Below are 22,513 nucleotides of genomic sequence, written 5' to 3' on the forward strand. Positions count from 1 at the left end.
TGTCGAGAAACGCAGTATCGCGCTAAAACAGGCCCGGCCCTATGGGTTGCGCGGAAAATCTCGCCATGCGTTGTTGTGGGACTTGGCAAGGAAACGCCATTCCCTGCGTCCCACGCCTAGCGGAGCGCCGCCCGGCCATGGCGAGATTTTCCGCGGCAACGCGGCTCACGAATGAAGCGGTAACAGACCCCTACGATAACAGTAAGAGCCTGAATCATGTCTGAACGTGCCAGCAGCGCCCATATCAGTCCCAGCGCCCATTACACCGGTTATGTCTGGTACCTCCATCGCCTGGCGGAGCCGGCTTTCGTGACCGGCTTCGGGCGTTTTGTACATGGCCTGCTAGCTCCCATCAGCTGGGGCGCGCGGGTGGCTTTCGACCTGGATATCGAGCAGTTTCTGCTGCAGCGGCATCTGCAGATCGACGCGCAGCTGAGCGCGGCGATCGAGCACGGCGGGGTCTGTCAGGTGGTGGAAATCGCCTGCGGCCTGTCGCCCCGGGGGCGGCGCTTTACCGCGCGCTACCCGCAGCTGCGCTACCTGGAGGCCGACCTGCCGCTGATGGCCGCGCGCAAGCGGCTGCTGTTGCAGGCCCAGGGCTGGCTGGGTACTCGTCATCGGGTTCGCGCGGTGGACATCCTGGCCGCGGACGGCAGCCAGAGCCTGGCCAGCCTGTTCGCCGAGCTGGATCGCAGCCAGCCGGTGGTGGTGATTACCGAGGGCCTGGTGAACTACTTCGAGCTACCACTGATCGAGTCGTTCTGGGCGCGCCTGGCCGAGCAGTTGCGCCAGTTTCCCCGGGCCACCTACCTGACCGAGCTGTACCCGGATCTGCGCGAGCATCCGCGCTACCGCCAGTTGCGCTGGGGTGTGGGGCTGGTCGGCCGGCTGACCCGTGGCAGCTACCCGCTGCATTACCGCAATGAGGCGGCCATAGTGGAAGGCTTTAGCCGTTGTGGTTTCACCTCGGTCGAGGTGTTCGACCCGAGTCGCGCGACCCTGGCGCTGGGGCTGCCGCCAAGCAAGAGCGAGGGGCTGGTCCGGGTGATCGAAGCCCGTATCTGAGGCGCTGCTGCCGCCCTTGGCCGGTCGCCGAAAAAACTATCTGCGTTGTCTGGGTGCGCTAGCCGTTTCTCAATGCCAGGGTTTTGCCAGGAATCAGCGGCCGACCCTGGTGCGCGCGGCGCACCCTGCTCATTGGCTGTCAGGCGCAGGCTGCCGCGGGCAGGCTGTGGGGCTGGAACAGGGTGACCATGGCCTGGCTGGCCTGCTGGTCGCTGTGGGGGAAGACAAAGGCCAGGCCGTTGGCATCCTGGCGCAGCGGCAGCAGGGGTTGCGCCGGCAGGTCCCGGTGCAGCAGTTGCCAGCCGCGCGGCGGCAGGCCCTGGGGTAGGTCGCCGCGCAACAGCCCGCCGAAAAAGCCCAGTTCGCGTACCTCCACCGTCCATTCGCCGCCCTCGGCATGACGCAGCCGGGCCTGGCGCTGGTTGGGCGGCTGGCGCGGCTCGTGGCGTCTTTCCAGTTGGCGCAGCTGTCCGCGGGCCAGCAGGCTGCTGCCCGGGCTGTGCTGGGGCAGCGCTTCACCGCGCAGAAACGGGCTGTACAGGCCGGCGCAGGCGGCGCGCTGCTCGAACTGGGCCAGGTGGTCGGCATTGTGGATCAGGGCGCAGCTGGCGCTGGCGCAATCCGCGGCGAACTGGGCGTGCTCCCAGGGCTGGGTGAAATGATCGTATTCGCCGGCCAGGACCAGGGTCGGGCAGGCCGGATGCTGGCGGAAGCCCTGGAAGTCCAGCAGGCGCTGGCTGTTCTGCCGATAGCGTTCCACGTCGGCGGGCGACAGGCGCTGGATTTGCCGCAGCAGGGCCTTGCGAAACACCGCGCCGACGCCGGTCTGCTGCAGGCGTAGCGGGTTGAGCAGGCCGGTCAGGGCACCGTGGGCAAAGGCTTGGTTGTCGCCTTCGGCGAGCAGCGCCAGCCCTTCCTGCAGCAGCAGGCGGGCTCCGGGGCGGCCAAAGGCGGTGATGCCGGCGAGCAGCAGGCGGGCGCAGTGGCGAGGGTGGCGTGCGGCGAACAGGGCGGCCAGGGCAGAGCCGTAGGACAGGCCGATGGGCAGCAGCGGCGGCAGTTGCAGTTCGTCGGCAAAGGCGGCGATCAGGTCGGCCAGCTGTTCCAGGCTCAGTTCCGGCACCAGTTGCAGATTGCCGCCCTGACTGGGCAGGTCGAGGAGGATCACCGGGTGTTCGCCGAGCAGCTCGTCGACTTCGCTGGCAAACGAGCGAAAGCTCTGAAAGGCACCGCCCAGCAGCAGCACGGGGGCGCGCCGATCGTTGCTGCGGCTGGCATAGGCCTGGTAGTGCAGACGCCACTCGCCCAGTTGCAGCACCCGGGGGGCGGAGGTCAGCAGCGCGGGGCTGTAGTCGGTACGGTAGTGCATGGCTCTCTCACCCCGGCGCTTGGCCGCCTGTGCTGGTTTTCCTAGCAAGGTAAACATTCGGACGGTTTTTGTTTACCTAACCTTCGGGCGGCTGAGCGGGGCAGGTGTCACTGTTTCGCGCGGTGCCCGGGCGGCCGTGGCCGGGCGGCGTTACCGGCGGGGCGGGCGGACAGGCTGTTTACCACTTGTCAGCGGCGCTCGATTAAGCGCGGCGGGCTCCCGGCAGCGCTGGGCGTGAGGGCGCGCGACCGTTATACTCAGCGACTTTTTCCAGCTGCCAGACCTTCGTTGCCCATGACTGAGTCCGTGCTCGACTATATGACCCGCCTGGGACAGGCCGCCCGCCAGGCTTCGCGCGTGGTGGCCGGTGCCAGTACCGCACAGAAGAACCGTGCCCTGCAGGCCGCTGCCAGCGCGCTGGACGCGGCGCGCGCCGAACTGACCGCGGCCAATGAACTGGACCTCGCCGCCGGTCGCGCCAGCGGCCTGGAGCCGGCCCTGCTCGACCGCCTGGCGCTGACCCCGGCGCGCATCGACGGCATGATCGAAGGCTTGCGCCAGGTCGCCGGCCTGCCCGATCCGGTGGGGGCGATCCGCGACATGAGCTACCGCCCGTCGGGAATTCAGGTGGGCAAGATGCGTGTGCCCCTCGGTGTGATCGGCATCATCTACGAGTCGCGGCCCAATGTGACCATCGACGCTGCCAGCCTGTGTCTGAAGTCGGGTAACGCCACCATCCTGCGCGGCGGTTCCGAGGCCATCCACTCCAATCGCGCGATTGCCGCCTGCATTCAGCGTGGCCTGGCCGATGCCGGGCTGCCGGCGGCGGCGGTCCAGGTGGTGGAAACCACCGACCGCGCCGCGGTGGGCGCGCTGATCAGCATGCCGGAGTTCGTCGACGTGATAGTGCCGCGCGGCGGCAAGGGCCTGATCGAGCGCATCAGCCGCGACGCGCGGGTGCCGGTGATCAAGCACCTGGACGGCATCTGCCACGTCTATGTCGACGCCCTGGCCGAGCTGGGCAAGGCCCAGGCGATCGCCTTCAACGCCAAGACCTATCGCTACGGCATCTGCGGTGCCATGGAGACCCTGCTGGTCGACCAGGCCGTCGCGGCGCAGTTTCTCCCGGGCATGGCGCAACTGTTCGTCGACAAGGGCGTCGAGCTGCGCGGCTGCGCCCGCACCTGTGCGCTGATCGAAGCCAAAGCGGCGACGGAAGAAGACTGGAACACCGAATACCTGGACGCGATCCTGTCGATTCGCGTGGTCGATGGCCTGGAGCAGGCCATCGAACACATCAATCATTACGGTTCGCACCATACCGATGCCATCGTCACCGAGCATCAGGGTCGTGCCCGACGCTTCCTCGCCGAAGTGGACTCCAGCTCGGTGATGCTCAATACCCCGACCTGTTTCGCCGACGGCTTCGAGTATGGCCTGGGCGCGGAGATCGGTATCTCCACCGACAAGCTGCACGCCCGCGGCCCGGTCGGCCTGGAGGGCCTGACCTGCGAGAAGTATGTGGTGATCGGCGACGGTCAGCTGCGCGGGCAGACCGTATAACAGTGGCCAGGCGTAGCGACGCCCGACGTAGCGACGCCCGACGCATCGGCATTCTGGGTGGCACCTTTGACCCGGTGCATATCGGCCATTTGCGCAGCGCCGTGGAAGTCGCCGAGTTTATCCAGCTCGACGAGTTGCGTCTGATCCCCAGCGCGCGGCCGCCGCATCGCAGTGCGCCGCAGGTGGGGGCCGGCGACCGCCTGGCCATGGTCGAGCTGGCGGTCGCCGGCGTGCCGCAGTTGCGGGTGGATGATCGCGAGCTCAAACGCGACAAACCGTCCTACAGCATCGACACCCTGGAGTCGTTGCGCGCCGAGTTGGCGGTCGACGACCAGCTGTTTCTGATTCTGGGCTGGGATGCCTTCTGCGGCTTGCCCAGTTGGCACCGCTGGGACGAGTTGTTGCAGCACTGCCATATTCTGGTGCTGCAACGCCCGGATGCCGACAGCGATGCGCCGGAAAGCCTGCGCAACCTGCTGGCGGCGCGCAGCATCAGCGACCCGTTGGCCCTGGAGGGACCGGCGGGACAGATTTCCTTTATCTGGCAGACGCCCCTGGCGGTGTCCGCTACCCAGATCCGCTCATTGTTGGCGAGCGGAAAGTCGGTGCGTTATCTGGTGCCCGACACGGTGCTGGCCTATATCCATGCCCACGGCCTTTACCGTGACGCGAATTGAACACGAGGCAAACGAGTTACTTATGACAAAGGCAAAAATGTTGAGCGAAGATCTGGTCAAACTGGCCATCGCCGCCCTGGAAGAGATCAAGGCGCAGGACATCACCACCATCGATGTGCGCGGCAAGACCAGCATCACCGACTTTATGCTGATCGCCAGCGGCACCTCCAGCCGTCACGTCAAGTCGCTGGTCGATAACGTGCTGGAGAAGGTCAAGGAGCAGGGTGTGCGCCCGATCGGTACCGAAGGCATGGATACCGGCGAGTGGGCGCTGCTTGACCTGGGCGATATCGTCGTCCACGTGATGCTGCCAACCGCGCGCCAGTTCTACGACCTCGAGCGTCTGTGGCAGGGTGCCGAGCAGAGCCGTGCGCAGTTCAGCGCCGAAGCCGGCCCCGAGCAGGAATAAGGACGCTCTGCGGTGCGCATCAAACTGATCGCCGTTGGTTCGCGGATGCCACGCTGGGTGGAGGACGGCTGGCAGGAATATGCCAAGCGCATGCCGTCCGAGCTGGCCCTCGAACTGGTCGAGATTCCCCTGACCACCCGCGGCAAGAATGCCGATGTGGCGCGGATGATCCGCCAGGAGGGCGAGGCCATGCTGGCCAAGGTCGCGCCTGGGGAACGCATCGTTACCCTGGAAGTCGAAGGACGGCCCTGGAGCACCGAACAACTGGCGGTCGAGCTGGACAAGTGGCGCCTGGATGCGCGCACCGTCAACCTGATGGTCGGTGGCCCGGAAGGGCTGGCACCTGAGGTACAGGCGCGCAGCGAGCAACGCTGGTCGCTGTCGCCCCTGACCCTGCCGCACCCGCTGGTGCGGATTCTGCTTGGCGAGCAGATTTATCGTGCCTGGACCGTTCTGTCCGGCCACCCCTATCACAAATAACCAGCCAGTAATCAGCAGCCACCGATGCCGCAGCCCATTCGCCTGAAGGACCATGAGAAAGACGCTCGCCTGATTCGTCGGCGGACGCTGGTCGGCGCTGCGTTCTTTTTGCTGCTGACCGCCGTGCTGGCCGCGCGCATGTACTACCTGCAGGTGGTGCAGTACGAACACCACAGCACCCTGGCGGAAAACAACCGCATCCATGTGCAGCCGATTCCGCCGACCCGCGGGCTGATCTTCGACCGCAACGGCGTGATCATCGCCGACAACCGCCCCAGCTTCAGCCTGACCTTGACCCGCGAGCGTGCCGGCGACTGGGGCCAGGTGCTGGACGTGATTGTCGAGGTGCTGGAGCTGAGCGACGATGAGCGCGCTTTGTTCGAGAAGCGCGTACGCCAGGGCCGTCGTCCCTTCGAGCCGGTGCCGGTGCTGTTCGAACTCTCCGAGGAGCAGATCGCCCGGGTCGCGATCAACCAGTTTCGCCTGCCGGGGGTGGAGGTGGTGGCACAACTGGTGCGGCATTACCCGCAGGGCGAGCATTTCGCCCATTCGGTGGGCTATGTCGGGCGGATCAACGAAGCCGAGCTGGAAAAGCTCGACAAGGTCTCCTACAGCGGCACCCATCATATCGGCAAGACCGGTATCGAGCGCTTCTATGAGGACGAGCTGCACGGCGAGGTGGGCTACGAGGAAGTCGAGACCAATGCCCGCGGTCGGGTGCTGCGGGTGCTCAAGCGCACCGACCCGCTGCCGGGCAAGGACATCGTGCTGAGTCTCGATGTGCGTCTGCAGGAAGCCGCCGAAGCCGCTCTGGATGGCCGCCGCGGGGCCATCGTGGCGATCCAGCCGCAAACTGGCGAAGTGCTGGCGATGGTCAGTCAGCCGAGTTTCGACCCCAACCCCTTCGTCACCGGTATCGGCTTCAAGGCCTATGCCGAGCTGCGCGACTCCATCGACCGGCCGCTGTACAACCGGGTGCTGCGCGGCCTCTACCCGCCCGGCTCGACCATCAAGCCGATGATGGCGGTGGCCGCCCTGGATGCCGGGGTGCTGACGGCCTCGACCCGGGTGTTCGACCCCGGCTTCTATCAATTGCCCAACCTCAGCCACAAATACCGCAACTGGAACCGCAACGGCGATGGCTGGGTGGATATGGAACTGGCGATCATGCGTTCCAATGACACTTATTTCTATTCCCTGGCCCACAAGATGGGCATCGATCGCATGCACGAGTACATGAGTCGTTTCGGCCTCGGCCAGCGGGTCTCTCTGGACATGTTCGAGGAAACGGCCGGTTTGATGCCGTCGCGCGAGTGGAAACGGGCGCGCTATCGCCAGGCCTGGTACCCGGGCGAGACCCTGATTCTCGGTATCGGCCAGGGCTATATGCAGACCACGCCGCTGCAGCTGGCCCAGGCCACTGCGCTGATGGCCACCCGCGGCAAGTGGATTCGCCCGCACCTGGCCAAGAGTATCCAGGGCGAAACCCCGGTGGATACAGACCCAATGCCGGACATCGTGCTGCGCGATCCGTCCTATTGGGACAGCGGCCGCTTCGGTATGGAGCAGGTCATGCACGGTCCGCGCGGCACCGCGCGCAAGGTCGGCGACGCCTCGGTCTATCGTATCGCCGGCAAGAGCGGCACGGCCCAGGTGGTGGCGATCAAGCAGGGCGAGCGGTACGACCGCAGCAAGGTCCAGGAGCGCCATCGCGACCACGCCCTGTTCGTCGCCTTCGCCCCGGCGGACAACCCGCAGATCGTCGTGTCGGTGATGGTGGAGAATGGCGAATCCGGTTCCGGCGTGGCCGCCCCGGTGGTCAAGCAGGTGATGGACGCCTGGCTGCTGGACGACAACGGCCAGCTCAAGGCCGAGTTTGCACCGCCTGTGGCGGCCAAGGTGAGCCAGCGATGAACAGCAGTTTTGACCGCAATCTGTCCACCGAGGACCTGCTGCGCCGACGCGCCAGCCTGCTGCAGCGCGTGCATGTCGACGGCATTTTGCTGCTGCTGCTGCTGGTGCTGGCCGCCGGCAGCCTGTTTATTCTGTATTCGGCCAGCGGCAAGAACGTCGAGTTGCTGGTCAAGCAGGCCAGTTCCTTCGGCATCGGCCTGGTCGGCATGTTTATCATTGCCCAGTTCGAGCCGCGCTTTATGGCGCGTTGGGTGCCCCTGGCCTATCTGGTCGGGGTGGGGCTGCTGGTGGCGGTGGACGTGATGGGCCACAACGCCATGGGCGCGACGCGCTGGATCAATATCCCCGGGGTGATTCGTTTCCAACCCTCGGAATTCATGAAAATCATCATGCCGGCGACCATCGCCTGGTACCTGGCCCGGCGCAGCCTGCCGCCGCGCTTCAAGCACATCCTGGTGAGTCTGGCCCTGATCGTCATCCCCTTCGTGCTGATTCTCCTGCAGCCGGACCTGGGCACCTCGCTGCTGATCATCACGTCCGGCTTCTTCGTGCTGTTTATGGCCGGCCTGCAGTGGCGCTGGATCATCGGCGCGGCCGCTGCCGTGGTGCCGATTGCCATCGGCATGTGGTTCTTCGTGCTGCGCGAGTACCAGAAGCAGCGGGTGCTGACCTTCCTCAACCCGGAAAGCGATCCGCTGGGCAGTGGCTGGAACATCATCCAGTCGAAGGCCGCCATCGGTTCGGGTGGGGTGTGGGGCAAGGGCTGGCTGCTCGGCACCCAGTCGCATCTGGACTTTTTGCCGGAAAGCCACACCGACTTTATCATCGCGGTGCTGGCCGAAGAGTTCGGTCTGGTAGGGGTGTGTTTGTTACTGCTGGTGTATCTGCTGTTGATCGCGCGCGGCCTGGTGATTACCGTGCAAGCGCAGACGCTGTTCGGTAAGCTGCTTGCCGGCGCGCTGACCATGACGTTCTTCGTCTATATATTCGTCAATATCGGTATGGTCAGCGGCTTGTTGCCGGTGGTCGGCGTGCCATTGCCCTTTATCAGCTATGGCGGCACTTCGCTGATCACCCTGCTGGCAGGGTTTGGAATTTTGATGTCGATCCACACTCACCGTAAGTGGATGACACAGGCATGATTGGGGTTGAGGGTTCAATGCACAAAGCGCGTGGTTGGGCAGTACGCAATACGCCCTGGCTGGTTCTGGCGGGGGCCTTGGGGCTAACTCAGCCGGCGCTGGCCGGGGACTATCAAGAATCGCCGCAGCTGGCCGAGTTCGTCGCCGAGATGACCCGCGACTACGGCTTTGCTGGCGAGCAACTGACCGGGCTGTTTGCCGATGTCGAGCGCAAGCAGGCGATTATCGACGCCATCTCGCGCCCGGCGGAAAAGGTCAAACCCTGGAAGGACTATCGGCCGATCTTTATCACCGATGCGCGGATCAACAAGGGGGTCGAGTTCTGGAAACAGCACGAGGCGACCCTGGCGCGCGCCGAGGCTGAGTATGGTGTAGCGCCCCAGGTGATCGTCGCGATCATCGGGGTGGAAACCTCCTACGGCGGCAACACCGGCAGCTACCGGGTGATGGATGCGCTATCCACCCTGGCCTTCGATTATCCGCCGCGCGCGCCGTTCTTTCGCAAGGAGCTGCGCGAGTTCCTGATGCTGGCGCGCGAGGAGCAGGTCGATCCGCTTGGCCTGAAAGGCTCCTACGCCGGGGCCATGGGTTTGCCGCAGTTTATGCCGAGCAGCTTCCGCGCCTATGCGGTGGACTTCGACAACGATGGCCACATCAATATCTGGACCAATCCGGTGGATGCCATCGGCAGCGTCGCCAGCTACTTCAAGCGCCACGGCTGGCAGCCCGGGCAGCCGGTGGTCAGCGCCGCCAGCGTCGAGGGCGCTCAGGCCGAGCAGGGTCTGACTGTTGGCTTGGACCCGGTGAAGAATGCCGCTGAACTGCGTGATCTGGGATGGACCAGTGCCGACCCGCTGAGCGACGAGTTGCCGGTGACGGCCTTCCGTCTGGAAGGGGCCGAGGGCGACGAGTACTGGCTGGGCTTGCCCAACTTCTTCGTGATCACCCGCTACAATCGCAGTGTCATGTATGCCATGGCGGTGAATCAGTTGGCCGAGCTGATGGTCGACGCGCGGGGTAATAATTGATGTCGAGTCTGTCTTTCAAGTTGGCTGCGGCGGGCAGCCTGGCGCTGATCCTGGCCAGCTGTTCGTCCACGCGTGCGCCGCAGCCGGTGGCTCCGGCGGGGCAGCCAGGCGGGGCAATTTCCGGGCCGGCCGACTTCAACCGCCCGCACAAGGATGGCGCGCCCTGGTGGGACGTGGATGTCTCGCGGATCCCCGACGCCACCCCTATGCCCCATTACGGGCGGGTCAAGGCCAGCCCTTACACGGTATTCGGCAAACAGTACTACCCGATTGCCGATGCCCGGCGCTATCAGGCGATCGGGCCGGCTTCCTGGTATGGCACCAAGTTTCATGGTCAGGCCACCGCCAACGGCGAAACCTATGACCTGTACGGCATGACCGCCGCGCACAAGACCCTGCCGCTGCCCAGCTATGTGCGGGTGACCAATCTGGACAACGGCAAGAGCGCGATCCTGCGGGTCAACGACCGCGGGCCGTTCTATTCCGATCGCATCATCGACCTGTCCTTTGCCGCGGCGAAGAAGCTCGGCTATGCCGAAAGCGGCACGGCGCGGGTCAAGGTCGAGGGTATCGATCCCCACGAGTGGTGGGCCCAGCAGGGGCAGCCGGTGCCCATGGTCCTGGCGCAGCCGCAGCAGGTCGCGCAGGTCAAACCCGTGGCCCAGCCCGTGGTACAGCCGCTCGAGCAGTACGCGCCGCCCCCGCAGCAGCACGCCGCGGCCGTGGTGCCGGTGCAGATCGACGCAAAAAAAAACGATTCAGTCGCAGCCTCTGGCCTGTATCTCCAGGTGGCAGCCTTCGCCAATCCGGACGCTGCGGAGCTGCTCAAGGCCAAGCTGAGCGGGGCCGTGGCTGCCCCGGTGTTCATCAGCTCAGTGGTGCGCAACCAGCAGATTCTGCACCGCGTACGACTGGGGCCGCTGAACAGCCCGAGCGAGGCTGAACAGCTGCAGGACAGTGTGCGCCTGGCCAATCTCGGCCAACCGAGGCTGGTCCGGGCGGATTGAGGCGGCACTTATTGTCCGCCAGCGGGACTAAGCACCCATGCACCGCCGGCAGCCTTGCTGCGGGGCGTGCCACTTGAACTGGCCCGTTGGGGCCTGTTTGACCATTAGCAACCTAGAGAGACGGATGAATATCACCTGCTTTGCGCAACGCGTTTTCTTGTCACTTCTCCTGCTCGGCGCACCGGCGGCCTGGGCCAACCAGCAAGCGATTCCGGCACCGCCGCAACTGGCCGCCAAATCCTATGTGCTGCTCGACGCCGCCAGCGGCAAGGTGCTGGTGGAGGACAATGGCGACCAGCGTCTGCCACCGGCCAGCCTGACCAAGCTGATGACCGCCTACATCGCCACCCTGGAAATCCGCAAGGGCAAGATCGGCGAGCAGGATATGGTGCCGATCAGCGAGCATGCCTGGCGTACCGGCGGCGCAGCCTCCGGCGGTTCCACCATGTTCCTGCCGTTGAACAGCCAGGCCAGCGTCGACGACCTGCTGCACGGCGTAATCATCCAGTCGGGTAACGACGCCAGCATTGCCCTGGCCGAGTACATTGCCGGCAGCGAAGACGCCTTCGCCGACATGATGAACGAAACCGCTGCGCGTCTGGGCATGAGCAACAGCCACTTTATGAACGCCACCGGTCTGCCGCATCCGGAGCACTACTCCAGCGCCCACGATATGGCCATCCTGGCACGCGCCATCATCAACGAAGACCAGACCCACTACGCCATCTACGCGCAGAAGGAGTTCCTCTGGAACAACATCAAGCAGGGCAATCGCAACCTGCTGCTGTGGCGTGACAAGACCGTCGACGGCCTGAAAACCGGCCATACCCAGGAAGCCGGTTACTGCCTGGTGGCTTCGGCCGTACGTGATGGTGCACGGATGATCACCTCGGTGTTCGGTACCGACAGCGAGTCGGCCCGCGCCGCCGAAACCCAGAAGCTGCTGACCTATGGTTTCCGCTTCTTCGAAACCCGCACCTTCTACAAGCAAGGCCAGGAACTGGCCCAGACCCAGGTCTGGAAAGGCACCACGCGTCAGCTCAAGGCTGGCCTGGCGCAAGACCTGAGCCTGACCCTGCCCAAGGGCCAGCTGGAAAAACTCCAGGCCGGCATGACCCTGAACCCGCAACTGATTGCACCGATCGCCCAGGGCGATGTGATTGGCAAGGTGGAGGTCAAGCTGGGTGACGAGGTGGTGCACAGCGCCGACCTGGTGGCCCTGGAAGCCATCGAGGAAGGTGGTTTCATGCGCCGTCTGTGGGATAGCATTCGCCTGTTCTTCTTCGGCTTGTTCAACTGATATCGTGACCAGCACGCCCCTGCCGACCCGCAGGGGCGCTGTTGTTGCCACGGCTTACGAGGCCGTTACTGCCATGAGTCAACCTGACGTCAAATCGCACAAAATCGAATTTCCCTGCGCCGATTACCCGATCAAGGTGGTTGGCGACAGTGGTGCCCATTACAAGAGCACGGTGATCGAAATCCTCAGCAAGTATGCCAAGGTCGATCTCAGCACCCTGGCCGAGCGCCAGAGCAGTAATGGCAAGTACACCACTGTGCAGCTGCACATCGAGGCCACTGGTGAAGACCAGTTGCGCGATATCAATAGCGCCCTGCGCGCGACCGGTATCGTCCACATGGTGCTCTGATGAGCCTGCCGCTCGGCTTTCGTGAGCTGGGCCAGGTCGACTACCAGCCCACCTGGCATGCGATGCAGCGCTTTACCGACACGCGCGGTGCCGATACGCCAGACGAGATCTGGCTGCTCGAACACGCCCCGGTATTTACCCAGGGCCAGGCCGGCAAGGCCGAGCATCTGCTGTTTCCGGGGGATATTCCGGTGGTGCAGGTCGATCGCGGCGGCCAGGTGACCTATCACGGCCCCGGCCAGCTGGTGGCTTACCTGCTGCTGGATGTGCGCCGCAGTGGTATCGGTGTGCGCGAACTGGTCAGCCGCATGGAGCGCAGCCTGATCGACCTGCTGGCCAGCTACGGCGTCAGCGCCACCGCCAAGCCGGACGCGCCCGGGGTGTATGTGGATGGGGCGAAGATCGCCTCCCTGGGGCTGCGTATCCGCAACGGTCGCAGCTTCCATGGCCTGGCGCTGAATGTGGATATGGACCTGCAGCCGTTCCGGCGCATCAATCCCTGCGGTTATGTCGACATGGCCATGACCCAGCTGGCCGATCAGGTGACGGGGCCGATAGACATGTCCGAGGTCAGTGCGCGCCTGCGTGAGCAGCTGGTCAAGCACCTCGACTATGCGCAGCAGCAGACCCTGCCGGGCGCAATAGACGGCTAGATGCGGATAAACAAACGCCCGACCCCAGGCATAGCCCAGGGGCAGGCGTTGTGTGGCCTGATCAGTTCAGGTTGAGGGTCGGAATCAGGCTGCTGTCGAGCTGCTGGCCCGGCACGGGCACCGGGGCGGCCAGGCCCAGGTTGTTCTTCTCGAACACCTTGTCGGCGCGGTAGCTGGAGCGTACCAGTGGGCCGGCGGCGACCTCCATAAAGCCTTTCTGCAGACCAATTTCGCGGAAGCGATTGAACTCTTCCGGGCTGACCCAGCGCTGCACCTTCAGGTGGTTGCGTGTCGGTTGCAGGTACTGGCCGAGGGTAAGGATGTCGACGTTGATGGCGCGCAGGTCATCCATGGTCTGGATGATTTCTTCGTCGGTCTCGCCCAGACCCAGCATCAGGCTGGTCTTGGTTAGCACGTCCGGACGGTGGCGCTTGGCGTGCTCGAGTGCGCGTAGGGTCTTCTCGTAGCCGGCACGCGGGTCGCGAACTTCATAAGTCAGGCGCTTGACCGTCTCGACGTTCTGCGCGAACACCTCAAGGCCAGAATCCACAACGCGCTCGATGGCTTGCAGGTCGCCGTCGAAGTCCGGGGTTAGGGCTTCAACCACCACGTGTGGCGTGTTGTCTTTGATCGCCCGCACGCAGGCCGCGTAATGGCTGGCGCCACCGTCATCCAGATCGTCGCGGTCCACCGAGGTCAGCACGATATAGCGCAGGGCCATCAGCTCCACCGATTTGGCGGTGTTCTGCGGTTCTTCCTGGTCCAGCCAGCCGTTGGGGTTGCCCGTGTCCACCGCGCAGAAGCGGCAGGCGCGGGTACACACCGAGCCCATCAGCATGATGGTGGCGGTGCCGTTGGACCAGCATTCGCCCATGTTCGGGCAGTGCGATTCCTGGCACACAGTACTCAGGCGGTGTTCGCTGACATTGCGTTTGACCGCTTCGAAACGGCTGCCGCCGGGGGCCTTGACCCGCAGCCACTTAGGCTTGGGTTCGAACACTTGGGGTTCGCTGGAGGCACGGCGCTTCTGCCCGTCCTTGATCGCGGTGATGCCCTGGGTGGTGCGGAATTTTTCGCCGCTGGCGACGGTTTTGGGCGGGGAGGTATCGGACATCGGCAATCTGGGCTCCGCTAGAGGCTCCGTGGACGAGGCGGCTTGTGGCCGCCGCGCAGTTTATCACAGAAGCTGACCGTTCAGTCTGGCTGCTGCCGTGCGGCCTGAAGGGCCTGGCGGCGGGTGATGGCGAAGGCGCTGGTGCCGAGCCAGCGCCAGAGCTGTTGGGCATCCGCGGGTGGCCCCAGCACCCGCACTTCACCGCTCTGCAGCACTTGCTGGGGGCTGCGCTCGCCGCTCCAGACGTCGGTCAGGGCGCGGACGCTGGCATCCACCACCAGGCCGGGGATGCGGCCGGGATCGTCGCGGCACAGGTCGGCCACGCCCTGCTCGACCAACAGCCACCACGCGGATTCGCCAGGCCGTGCGTCGCGGAAGCTGAAATGGATGACCACCGGTCGCGGCGGAAATTCGGCGAGGCACACGAAGCGGCGCACATCCCACATCAGCAGGCCGGCGTCGAGTTCGTCGTCGCGCAGGCGGCTGCCGATCCAGCACGCCCCCCAGTGGCCGAGCGCCATGATGATCGGGCGCAAATCCTCGCCCGCCTCGGTCAGGCTGTACTCCCAGGCCTTGCCATTGGCCGTGTGCCGCACCACGCCGAGCGCCTCCAGGTGGCGCAGGCGCTGGCTCAGCAGGCTGGTGGACATGCGCGGTACGCCGCGGTGCAGGTCGTTGAAACGCTTGCTGCCGCACAGCAGCTCGCGCACCACCAGCGGCGTCCAGCGTTCGCACAGCGCCTCGGCGGCGCGTGCGACCGTACAGAATTGCCCGTAGCTGTCATCCATCCTGAGCTCCCACCGTTGGAACGCCTGGAGTTCAACACTTCAGATTCTGGACTAGTCTGCTCGATACGTCAGGCGCAGGCTGAGGCTGTCGATAGTCGATAGCGTCCCGCACAGGAGAGCATCATGACCATGATTGCCATCATCCAGCGCCCCCCCGTTCTGCTCGATCGCGCCGCGACCCTGGCGCGAGGTGTGCAGTCGGTTGCCGAAGCCGCGGCGGCGGGAGCCACGCTGGTGGTCTTGCCCGAGTTGTTCATTCCCGGTTACCCCTCGTGGATCTGGCGTCTGGCCCCCGGGCGCGATGGCGCGTTGCTGAGTCAGCTGCATGGGCGGCTGCTGGCCAATGCCGTGGACCTCGCCAGTGCGGACCTCGATCCCCTGTACCAGGCGGCCCGCGAACATGGCGTTACCCTGGTCTGTGGGCTCAATGAGTGCGAGCGGCGCCAGGGCGGCGGCACCCTCTACAACAGCGTGGTGGTGATAGGTGCCGACGGCGCGCTGCTCAATCGCCACCGCAAGCTGATGCCGACCAACCCCGAGCGCATGGTGCACGCGCCCGGCGATGCTGCGGGGCTGCGCACGGTGGACACCCCGGTCGGCCGCCTGGGGATGCTGCTGTGCTGGGAGAACTACATGCCGCTGGCACGCTACGCGCTCTATGCCCAGGGTGTGGAGATCTACATCGCGCCGACCTACGACAGTGGCGACAGCTGGATCGGCAGCCTGCGCCATATCGCCCTCGAAGGCCGCTGCTGGGTGCTCGGCAGCGGCACCCTGCTGCGCGGCAGTGACATTGCCGAGGACTTCCCCGGCCGCGAGCAGCTGTTTGCCGATCCAGAGGAGTGGATCAATGACGGCGATTCGCTGGTGGTCGATCCCATGGGCCGGCTGGTGGCCGGTCCGTTGCACCGCGAGGAAGGCATTCTGTATGCCGACATCGATGTCGCCCAGGTAGCACCGGCCTGGCGCACCTTCGACGTCAGCGGGCATTACGCCCGTGCCGACATCTTCGAATTGCAGGTGCTGCGGACGCCGGCGACAAGCCTGCGCCTGGACAACGATATAGAGGAGGGCAAGCATGAGTAGCCAGCAGCTTTACCAGGGCCGCTGCTTCTGCGGTGCGGTCGAATTCACGGTCAGCGGCGAGCCGGTGGCAATGGGCTATTGCCACTGTCAGTCATGTCGGCAGTGGTCGGCAGGGCCGGTCAATGCCTTCAGCCTGTGGCCGCCCGAGGCGCTGAGCGTGACCCGCGGTGCCGACAATATCGACTGCTACAACAAGACGCCGGGCAGTAGCCGCAAATGGTGCAAGCGCTGCGGCGGCCACCTGTTCACCGACCACCCGGGCATGGGCTTGGTGGATGTCTATGCCGCGCTATTGCCGCAACTGGCCTATGTGCCGGCGCTGCATGTGCACTATCAGGAGGCGGTGTTGCGGGTGCGCGACGGCTTGCCCAAGCAGCGCGACCTGCCCGAGGCCATGGGCGGCTCGGGCGAGATCGTGGCCGAATAGCCATCTGTCGCAGGGTTACAGCGAGGCGCGTAGGCGCACCAGCAGTTCCTGGGTCGGGTAGCCATCGGCGGGCTGCCCCAGGGTCTGCTGGAAGGCGCGCACCGCCTTGCGCGTGTTGGCCCCGATGATGCCGTCTGCCGGCCCCAGTTCGTAGCCTTTGCGGGTCAGCAGTTCCTGCAGCTCGATGCGTTCGCTGCGGCCCAGTTGGCGGTCGTTGCGCGGCCAGGCGGCCTGCACACCGGGGTTGCCGTCCAGCGCATCGCTGAGCAAGCCGATGGCCAGGGCGTAGGAGGTCGAGTTGTTGTACTTGAGGATGCTGCGGAAGTTGTTCAGCAGCAGGAAGGCCGGGCCGCGGTGACCGGCAGGCAGGAACAGCGTCGCCAGGTTTTGCTCGTTGGCGTCGATGGCTCTGACCGGGTTGACCCCGAGGGCACGCCATTGCGCCAGGCTGCGGCGTACTTCCGGATCGGCCAGGGCGTAATCGAAGCCCTGCGGCAGGTTCACTTCGAAGCCCCAGGGTTGGCCGTTATCCCAGCCCGAGGCTTGCAGATAGTGCGCGGCGGAGGCCAGGGCGTCGGGGGCGGAACTCCACAGGTCGCGGCGGCCGTCGCCGTCAAAATCCACGGCATGCTGACTGAAGGTGGTCGGCATGAACTGGGTCTGGCCCATGGCTCCCGCCCAAGAGCCGATCAGCCCCTGCGCAGGGCCGTCGCCGGCTTGCAGGATCTGCAGGGCGGCCAACAACTGGCTGCGCCAGAATACCTGGCGGCGGCCGTCGTAGGCCAGGGTCGCCAGGGAGCGGATGACGTTATGGCTGCCGATATTGCTGCCGTAATTGCTCTCCATGCCCCAGATGGCGATCAGTACCTCATGGTCCACGGCATAGGTGCTGCGAATGGCTTTCAGGGTCGGTCGATGCTGTGCCTTGAGCAGGCGACCCTGGGCGACGCGCGAGACGGAAACGGCACCGTCGATGTATTCCCACACCGGGCGGGTGAACTCCGGCTGGCTGTTGTCGGCGGCGATGATTTTGGGATCAAGGGTAATGCCGGCGAAGGTGCGGTCGAACAGCTCGGCATCGATACCGGCGGCGATGGCATCGCTGCGCAGCAGGCTGCGCCATTCCTCGAAACTCAGCAGCGGGCGACTGATGGCCGCGATTACCGGGCTGGGGATTGCCGTGGCGGTAGGGGCCGGGGCCGGGGTCGGGGCCGTCGACAGCGACTGCGCGGGGGCTTCGGCACAGGCGGTCAGGAGCAGGAAGATGCAGGCTGAGGCGGTGTGGAGCACGCCGCGAAGAAGCAGGTAAGGCATGGTGGTCTCGGCACATTTTGCAGGCCGCTACCTTAGCATGAATGAGGCCATAGGCGGCTGCAGCGCAGTTTCAGGCGGCCAGAACGGATGAAGCCTCCCAGTTTTGCTGGGAGGCTTCGCGGCGGTAGCTGCCTTTGCCTTTGCCCGGCTGTTCCTGGCGACAGCGGAACAGGGGTTGGGCGACCAGGGATTTGGCCCTGTTCGGGGGCGCTTTGCGTTTCTTGGCCATGCTCTATCCTCATTTGCCACCGCAGAGGTTGCGGCGAGGGGATGATGAGCGTCTGGTTAAAAAATGTCCAGTGGGCGGCGCTTTAGCAGTCCGTTGAAAATGTAGGCGAGGCCGACAAGGCAAGGCGCTACGCCAGTAACAGCCTCTGGCGGGGCAAACAGGTGAGAAACGCCGGTGGTTTTCAGCGGCCCGCTAGAGGCTATTGTCGCTGGCCAGCCCTAGCCGCTGGCCGCACATGGTCAGGCTCAGCAGGCTCAGGCCGCGCCACGGGTCGCCGGCCGCCTGGCCCTTGATCTGCGCATCGATATGCTGGGCATCCTGCAGCAGGGCGGCCCAGCGCGCCGCGGATAGACGCTGCAGAGCTTTGCTGACCAGGGGGCGGCGCTTGTCCCAGACCGGCGGCCGCGCGGAGCTGAAGGCCTTGTCCAGAGGGATGCCCTGGCTGTACTGCTGGGCGATATTGGCCAGCAGGCGGAGCTCCCGGGCCAGGGCCCAGAGAATCACCGGCGGCTCGACGCCTTCGCCGCGCAGGCCGTCGAGCATGCGCAGGGCATGGGCGGCTTCGCCATTGAGGATGGCGTCGATCAGGCCGAACACATCGAAACGGGCGCTGTCGGCCACCGCGGCATGCACGGTGTCGACATCGATCTGGCTGCCGTCGGCCAGCAGCTTGAGCTTTTCGATTTCCTGGGCGGCGGCCAGCAGGTTGCCTTCCACCCGCACGGCGATCATCTCCACGGCTGGCGCGCTGGCGCTGAGGCCGGCCTGGGCCAGGCGCTGGCGAATCCATTGCGGCAGCTGGTGGGCGTCCACCGGCCAGATCTGCAGGAACTGGGTCTGCGCGCCCTCGATCAGCGCCTTGCCCCATTTGGTCTTCTGCGCGCTGCCGTCGAGCTTGGGCAGGCTGATCAGCAGCACGGTGTCATCGGCGGGGCGCTTGAGGTATTCGAGCAGGGCGGCTGCGCCCTTGTCGCCGGGCTTGCCGCTGGGCAGGCGCAGTTCCAGCAGACGTTTGTCGGCGAACAGCGACATGCTGGCGCAGGCCTGGAGCAGATTGCCCCAGTCGAAGCTGGCGTCGGCGTTGAACACCTGGCGCTCGCTGAAGCCTTGCTGGCGGGTGGCGCTGCGGATGGCATCGCAGGCTTCCTGGCAGAGCAGGGGCTCGTCGCCACTGACCACATACACCGGGGCCAGGTTGCCCTGCAGGTGTTTGCCGAGTTGTGCGGGGTTGAGTTTCATTGGTTGCCGACAGTCGGGCCGCCTGGGCGGCCCGGCGCGCTTACTGGGCGGGGATCGGCAGTTGCACGGGCGACTGCTGGGGTTGCGCCGCACGCTGCTGGCGCGCCGCTTCCAGGGCCTGCGCTTCGGCCTCGGCCTGAGCTTCGGCGGTCTGCTGCAGTTGCTCCAGCTGCTGCGGCGTGACCTGCTGCAGGCGCTGCACCAGTTGCTGGATCAGCTCGCGGCGCATTTCATTGCGCGCCTGCTGGGCTTCCTGATCGCCGCCAGCCAGGTTGTTGCCATCCTGGGTGTAGTAGCTCTGGGCTTCCAGCTTGTTGCTGAGCAGCAGCAGGTTCTTGCTGCCGCGAATCTCGTATTCGAGGGTGTTGGTCAGCTCATATTCGGCGGTACGGGCCGAGCTGGTGAAGCTGGCGGCGCGGCGGCTCTCTTGTTCGTTGCTCAGCACCAGCTGGTATTGAGCCCCCGGGTAGACCCGTACGCCGCTGTTCTGCAGCACTTCACGCAGTTCCTGCACGGTTTCGCCATGGGCGTTGCGCGCGCTCACGGCCAGCTCGCCGAGGGCAAAGTCTGCCGCCGCGCTGCCGGTGCCGCGCAACTGAAAGCCGCAAGCGCCGAGCAGGGTGGCCAGGCCAATTACCAACAGATTCCGTTTGATCATCTTTGTTATCCCCTTGGCGAGTCTTGCGGCGCGCCGTACGTAATTAGTTGGCGACTATGTTAACCAGCTTGCCCGGCACCACGATGACCTTGCGGATGCTCAGGCCTTCGGTAAAGCGCAGCACGTTCTCGTTGGCCCGTGCGGCCGCCTCGATTTCCTCGCGGCTGGCGCTGGCCGGCACGTCGATCTGCCCGCGCAGCTTGCCGTTGACCTGGATCACCAGGGTCAGGCTGTCCTGTACCAGCGCCGCGTCATCGACCTGCGGCCACTGGGCGTCGATGATCGCGCCCTGGTGGCCCAGTTCCTGCCACAGCTGGTGGCTGATATGCGGGGTGATCGGGGCCAGCAGCAGGGCCACGCTTTCCAGGCCCTCCTGGAGCAGAGCGCGATCCTGTGCGGTTTCCTGGGCGGCTTTTTCCAGCACGTTCATCAGGGTCATCACCTGGGCGATGGCGGTGTTGAACTTGTGGTGCTGGCCGATATCGACGCTGGCCTGCTTGATCGCCAGGTGGATGGCGCGGCGCACCTCTTTCTGGCTATCGCTCAGGGCTGCCTTGTCCAGCGCACCGGGCAAGCCCTGGCTGACATGGGTCTGGGCCAGACGCCAGACGCGGCGCAGGAAGCGGCTGCCGCCCTCGACGCCGGAGTCGGACCATTCCAGGCTCATGTCTGGCGGCGAGGCGAACATCATAAACAGGCGGCAGGTGTCGGCACCGTAGGCGTCGATCATGGCTTGCGGGTCGACGCCGTTGTTCTTCGACTTGGACATCTTCTCGGTGCCGCCGATCTCCACCGGCAGGCCGTCGCTTTTCAGCTTGGCGGCGATGACCTTGCCCTTGGCGTCACGCTCGATTTCCACGTCGGCCGGGTTGAACCAGTCCTTGCCGCCGTTTTCCAGTACACGGTAGTAGGTGTCGGCCACCACCATGCCCTGGGTCAGCAGGTTCTTGAACGGCTCGTCCGAGGACAGCAGGCCCTCGTCACGCATCAGCTTGTGGAAGAAGCGCGCATACAGCAGGTGCAGGATCGCGTGTTCGATACCGCCGATATATTGATCGACCGGCAACCAGTGGTTGGCCGCTTGCGGATCGACCATGCCGCCGGTGTAGTGCGGCGAGGCGTAGCGGGCGAAGTACCAGGACGACTCGACGAAGGTGTCCATGGTGTCGGTTTCGCGCTTGGCCGGCGCGCCGCAGGTCGGGCAGGCGCACTCGTAGAAGTGCGGCATGCGCGCCAGGGGCGAGCCGGCACCGTCGGGTACCACCTCTTCGGGCAGCACCACCGGCAACTGGTCTTCCGGTACCGGTACGTCGCCGCAGCTGTCGCAATGGATGATCGGGATCGGGCAGCCCCAGTAGCGCTGGCGGCTGATGCCCCAGTCGCGCAGGCGGAACTGGGTGCGCGACTTGCCCAGGCCCCTGTCCAGCAGGGCGACTTCGATGGCGTCGAACGCGCCTGGGAAGTCCAGGCCGTCGAACTTGCCGGAGTTGATCAACTGGCCGTGCTCGCCGTAAGCGTCCTGCCAGGGGGCCGGGGTTTCGTCGCCGGCGGCTGTGCGGATCACTGCCTTGATCGGCAGGCCGTATTTATGGGCGAACTCGAAGTCGCGCTCGTCGTGGGCCGGCACGGCCATGACCGCGCCGTCGCCGTAGTGCATCAGTACGTAGTTGGCGACCCACACCGGCAGTTTTTCGCCGCTCAGCGGGTGCTCGACGCACAGCCCGGTGGGCAGGCCTTTCTTTTCCTGGGTGGCGATATCGGCTTCGGCGACGCTGCCGCTTTTGCATTCGTCGATAAAGGCCTGCAGCTCGGCGTTACCTTGCGCGGCAAGCGTGGCCAGCGGGTGCTCGGCGGCGACGGCGACATAGGTCGCGCCCATCAGGGTGTCGGGGCGAGTGGTGAAGACGTTGAGTTTGCCTTCGCTGCCGATCGAGGCCAGGTCGTAGGGGAAGCTGACTTCCATGCCGCGGGATTTGCCGATCCAGTTGCGCTGCATGGTCTTGACCTGTTCCGGCCAGCCATCCAGGTCGTCCAGGCTACTCAGGAGTTCTTCCGCATAGGCGGTGATCTTGAAGTAGTACATGGGGATTTCGCGCTTCTCGATCACCGCGCCGCTGCGCCAGCCGCGGCCGTCGATGACCTGCTCGTTGGCCAGCACGGTCTGGTCGACCGGGTCCCAGTTGACGGTGCCGTTCTTGCGGTAGATCACGCCCTTCTGGAACAGGCGGGTGAACAGCCATTGTTCCCAGCGGTAGTAGTCCGGCTTGCAGGTGGTGACTTCGCGCGACCAGTCGACCGCCAGGCCCAGGCTTTTCAGCTGGGTCTTCATGTACTCGATGTTCTCGTAGGTCCACTTGGCGGGCGCGACCTTGTTCTTCATCGCGGCGTTTTCCGCCGGCATGCCGAACGCATCCCAGCCCATGGGCTGCAGCACATTTTTGCCCTGCATGCGCTGGTAGCGGGCGATCACGTCACCGATGGTGTAGTTGCGCACATGGCCCATGTGCAGCTTGCCGCTCGGGTAGGGGAACATCGACAGGCAGTAGAAGGTCTCTTTACCTGGCTGCTCGCTCACTACAAAGGATTGTTGCGAGTCCCAGTGGGACTGCGCAGCGGCTTCGATTTCACGTGGCTGATACTGTTCGTGCATGGCTACCGGCGCTAAGAATAGGGGCTTGCGGAAAACGCCGTAGCATACATGA

The 22,513-nt window shown here is 65.1% G+C and carries 22 protein-coding genes; 14 read left to right on the plus strand and 8 right to left on the minus strand.

Features of this window, described 5'->3' with window-relative positions:
- The first annotated feature begins 216 nt into the window (after positions 1–216).
- Positions 217–1,065: a class I SAM-dependent methyltransferase gene (locus AACY13_RS10145; RefSeq protein WP_339461206.1), complete on the plus strand. Its 849-nt coding sequence runs from the start codon at positions 217–219 to the stop codon at positions 1,063–1,065.
- Positions 1,066–1,204: 139 nt separating this feature from the next.
- Here the strand turns inward: AACY13_RS10145 and AACY13_RS10150 are convergent, their stop codons facing one another.
- On the minus strand, positions 1,205–2,434 hold the full coding sequence (locus tag AACY13_RS10150; RefSeq protein WP_339461207.1) for an alpha/beta fold hydrolase: 1,230 nt from the start codon (positions 2,432–2,434) through the stop codon (positions 1,205–1,207).
- 294 nt (positions 2,435–2,728) lie between these two features.
- Between AACY13_RS10150 and AACY13_RS10155 the strand changes: the two genes are divergently transcribed.
- The 11 genes from AACY13_RS10155 (at position 2,729) to lipB (ending at position 12,956) form a co-directional block, all read left to right on the plus strand.
- Positions 2,729–3,997, plus strand: a complete 1,269-nt coding sequence (locus AACY13_RS10155; RefSeq protein WP_339461208.1) for a glutamate-5-semialdehyde dehydrogenase — start codon at positions 2,729–2,731, stop codon at positions 3,995–3,997.
- Between the two features lie 2 nt (positions 3,998–3,999).
- A complete protein-coding gene (nadD, locus tag AACY13_RS10160) occupies positions 4,000–4,674 on the plus strand; it encodes a nicotinate-nucleotide adenylyltransferase (RefSeq protein WP_339461210.1) in 675 nt (224 codons plus the stop codon).
- A gap of 37 nt (positions 4,675–4,711) precedes the next feature.
- A complete protein-coding gene (rsfS, locus tag AACY13_RS10165) occupies positions 4,712–5,083 on the plus strand; it encodes a ribosome silencing factor (protein ID WP_339461797.1) in 372 nt (123 codons plus the stop codon).
- A gap of 12 nt (positions 5,084–5,095) precedes the next feature.
- The gene (rlmH, locus tag AACY13_RS10170) at positions 5,096–5,563 is read left to right on the plus strand and encodes a 23S rRNA (pseudouridine(1915)-N(3))-methyltransferase RlmH (protein WP_339461211.1); all 468 of its coding nucleotides are present in this window, start codon (positions 5,096–5,098) and stop codon (positions 5,561–5,563) included.
- A 24-nt stretch (positions 5,564–5,587) separates the two neighbouring features.
- Positions 5,588–7,477, plus strand: a complete 1,890-nt coding sequence (gene mrdA / locus AACY13_RS10175) for a penicillin-binding protein 2 (RefSeq protein WP_339461212.1) — start codon at positions 5,588–5,590, stop codon at positions 7,475–7,477.
- Between the two features lie 38 nt (positions 7,478–7,515).
- A complete protein-coding gene (gene rodA, locus AACY13_RS10180; RefSeq protein WP_339461799.1) occupies positions 7,516–8,619 on the plus strand; it encodes a rod shape-determining protein RodA in 1,104 nt (367 codons plus the stop codon).
- A gap of 17 nt (positions 8,620–8,636) precedes the next feature.
- Positions 8,637–9,647: a lytic murein transglycosylase B gene (mltB, locus tag AACY13_RS10185; RefSeq protein WP_339461214.1), complete on the plus strand. Its 1,011-nt coding sequence runs from the start codon at positions 8,637–8,639 to the stop codon at positions 9,645–9,647.
- Positions 9,647–10,654 carry a septal ring lytic transglycosylase RlpA family protein gene (locus AACY13_RS10190; protein ID WP_339461215.1) on the plus strand — a complete coding sequence of 336 codons (1,008 nt, stop codon included), beginning with the start codon at positions 9,647–9,649 and terminating at the stop codon, positions 10,652–10,654. Before mltB ends, AACY13_RS10190 begins: the two co-directional genes overlap by 1 nt.
- Positions 10,655–10,778: 124 nt before the next feature.
- Positions 10,779–11,954: a D-alanyl-D-alanine carboxypeptidase family protein gene (locus tag AACY13_RS10195; protein WP_339461217.1), complete on the plus strand. Its 1,176-nt coding sequence runs from the start codon at positions 10,779–10,781 to the stop codon at positions 11,952–11,954.
- A 73-nt stretch (positions 11,955–12,027) separates the two neighbouring features.
- The gene (locus AACY13_RS10200) at positions 12,028–12,303 is read left to right on the plus strand and encodes a DUF493 domain-containing protein (RefSeq protein WP_339461219.1); all 276 of its coding nucleotides are present in this window, start codon (positions 12,028–12,030) and stop codon (positions 12,301–12,303) included.
- Positions 12,303–12,956 carry a lipoyl(octanoyl) transferase LipB gene (gene lipB, locus AACY13_RS10205; RefSeq protein WP_339461220.1) on the plus strand — a complete coding sequence of 218 codons (654 nt, stop codon included), beginning with the start codon at positions 12,303–12,305 and terminating at the stop codon, positions 12,954–12,956. The genes AACY13_RS10200 and lipB overlap by 1 nt, the downstream gene beginning before the upstream one ends.
- A 61-nt stretch (positions 12,957–13,017) precedes the next feature.
- Here lipB and lipA read toward each other — a convergent pair whose 3' ends face one another.
- Together lipA and AACY13_RS10215 are read right to left on the minus strand one after the other, a co-directional pair.
- Entirely contained in the window at positions 13,018–14,070 is a 1,053-nt protein-coding gene (gene lipA / locus AACY13_RS10210) for a lipoyl synthase (RefSeq protein ID WP_339461221.1), read from the minus strand.
- 80 nt (positions 14,071–14,150) lie between these two features.
- Entirely contained in the window at positions 14,151–14,858 is a 708-nt protein-coding gene (locus AACY13_RS10215) for a winged helix-turn-helix transcriptional regulator (RefSeq protein WP_339461222.1), read from the minus strand.
- 123 nt (positions 14,859–14,981) lie between these two features.
- Between AACY13_RS10215 and AACY13_RS10220 the strand changes: the two genes are divergently transcribed.
- Together AACY13_RS10220 and AACY13_RS10225 are read left to right on the plus strand one after the other, a co-directional pair.
- Positions 14,982–15,944, plus strand: coding sequence for a carbon-nitrogen hydrolase family protein (locus AACY13_RS10220; protein WP_339461223.1), 963 nt, complete (start codon positions 14,982–14,984; stop codon positions 15,942–15,944).
- Positions 15,937–16,371: a GFA family protein gene (locus tag AACY13_RS10225; protein WP_339461225.1), complete on the plus strand. Its 435-nt coding sequence runs from the start codon at positions 15,937–15,939 to the stop codon at positions 16,369–16,371. The genes AACY13_RS10220 and AACY13_RS10225 overlap by 8 nt, the downstream gene beginning before the upstream one ends.
- Before the next feature lie 15 nt (positions 16,372–16,386).
- Here AACY13_RS10225 and AACY13_RS10230 read toward each other — a convergent pair whose 3' ends face one another.
- From AACY13_RS10230 to leuS, 5 genes are all read right to left on the minus strand, one after another.
- Positions 16,387–17,685, minus strand: a complete 1,299-nt coding sequence (locus AACY13_RS10230) for a lytic murein transglycosylase (protein WP_339461226.1) — start codon at positions 17,683–17,685, stop codon at positions 16,387–16,389.
- Between the two features lie 70 nt (positions 17,686–17,755).
- Complete coding sequence (gene arfA / locus AACY13_RS10235; RefSeq protein ID WP_339461227.1) at positions 17,756–17,914, minus strand: alternative ribosome rescue factor ArfA; 159 nt, start codon at positions 17,912–17,914, stop codon at positions 17,756–17,758.
- 192 nt (positions 17,915–18,106) lie between these two features.
- Positions 18,107–19,153, minus strand: a complete 1,047-nt coding sequence (holA, locus tag AACY13_RS10240; RefSeq protein ID WP_339461229.1) for a DNA polymerase III subunit delta — start codon at positions 19,151–19,153, stop codon at positions 18,107–18,109.
- Between the two features lie 40 nt (positions 19,154–19,193).
- Entirely contained in the window at positions 19,194–19,811 is a 618-nt protein-coding gene (locus AACY13_RS10245) for an LPS-assembly lipoprotein LptE (RefSeq protein ID WP_339461231.1), read from the minus strand.
- Between the two features lie 43 nt (positions 19,812–19,854).
- Positions 19,855–22,461 (minus strand): leucine--tRNA ligase, encoded by a 2,607-nt coding sequence (gene leuS, locus AACY13_RS10250; RefSeq protein ID WP_339461232.1) that lies wholly within the window; start codon positions 22,459–22,461, stop codon positions 19,855–19,857.
- Positions 22,462–22,513 lie beyond the last annotated feature (52 nt).

Origin of the sequence: Pseudomonas sp. EA_105y_Pfl2_R69, assembly GCF_963970915.1 — a bacterium.
Taxonomy (GTDB): Bacteria; Pseudomonadota; Gammaproteobacteria; order Pseudomonadales; family Pseudomonadaceae; genus Aquipseudomonas.

Coding starts and splice junctions, on each gene's coding strand:
- AACY13_RS10155 (WP_339461208.1), top strand. CDS start 2,729: ATGACTGAGTCCGTGCTCGACTATATGACCCGCCTGGGACAGGCCGCC.
- AACY13_RS10150 (WP_339461207.1), bottom strand. CDS start 2,434: ATGCACTACCGTACCGACTACAGCCCCGCGCTGCTGACCTCCGCCCCC.
- arfA (WP_339461227.1), bottom strand. CDS start 17,914: ATGGCCAAGAAACGCAAAGCGCCCCCGAACAGGGCCAAATCCCTGGTC.
- mltB (WP_339461214.1), top strand. CDS start 8,637: ATGCACAAAGCGCGTGGTTGGGCAGTACGCAATACGCCCTGGCTGGTT.
- AACY13_RS10190 (WP_339461215.1), top strand. CDS start 9,647: ATGTCGAGTCTGTCTTTCAAGTTGGCTGCGGCGGGCAGCCTGGCGCTG.
- rsfS (WP_339461797.1), top strand. CDS start 4,712: ATGTTGAGCGAAGATCTGGTCAAACTGGCCATCGCCGCCCTGGAAGAG.
- lipA (WP_339461221.1), bottom strand. CDS start 14,070: ATGTCCGATACCTCCCCGCCCAAAACCGTCGCCAGCGGCGAAAAATTC.
- AACY13_RS10225 (WP_339461225.1), top strand. CDS start 15,937: ATGAGTAGCCAGCAGCTTTACCAGGGCCGCTGCTTCTGCGGTGCGGTC.
- AACY13_RS10220 (WP_339461223.1), top strand. CDS start 14,982: ATGACCATGATTGCCATCATCCAGCGCCCCCCCGTTCTGCTCGATCGC.
- AACY13_RS10195 (WP_339461217.1), top strand. CDS start 10,779: ATGAATATCACCTGCTTTGCGCAACGCGTTTTCTTGTCACTTCTCCTG.
- AACY13_RS10245 (WP_339461231.1), bottom strand. CDS start 19,811: ATGATCAAACGGAATCTGTTGGTAATTGGCCTGGCCACCCTGCTCGGC.
- AACY13_RS10145 (WP_339461206.1), top strand. CDS start 217: ATGTCTGAACGTGCCAGCAGCGCCCATATCAGTCCCAGCGCCCATTAC.
- leuS (WP_339461232.1), bottom strand. CDS start 22,461: ATGCACGAACAGTATCAGCCACGTGAAATCGAAGCCGCTGCGCAGTCC.
- mrdA (WP_339461212.1), top strand. CDS start 5,588: ATGCCGCAGCCCATTCGCCTGAAGGACCATGAGAAAGACGCTCGCCTG.
- AACY13_RS10200 (WP_339461219.1), top strand. CDS start 12,028: ATGAGTCAACCTGACGTCAAATCGCACAAAATCGAATTTCCCTGCGCC.
- AACY13_RS10215 (WP_339461222.1), bottom strand. CDS start 14,858: ATGGATGACAGCTACGGGCAATTCTGTACGGTCGCACGCGCCGCCGAG.
- holA (WP_339461229.1), bottom strand. CDS start 19,153: ATGAAACTCAACCCCGCACAACTCGGCAAACACCTGCAGGGCAACCTG.
- lipB (WP_339461220.1), top strand. CDS start 12,303: ATGAGCCTGCCGCTCGGCTTTCGTGAGCTGGGCCAGGTCGACTACCAG.
- AACY13_RS10230 (WP_339461226.1), bottom strand. CDS start 17,685: ATGCCTTACCTGCTTCTTCGCGGCGTGCTCCACACCGCCTCAGCCTGC.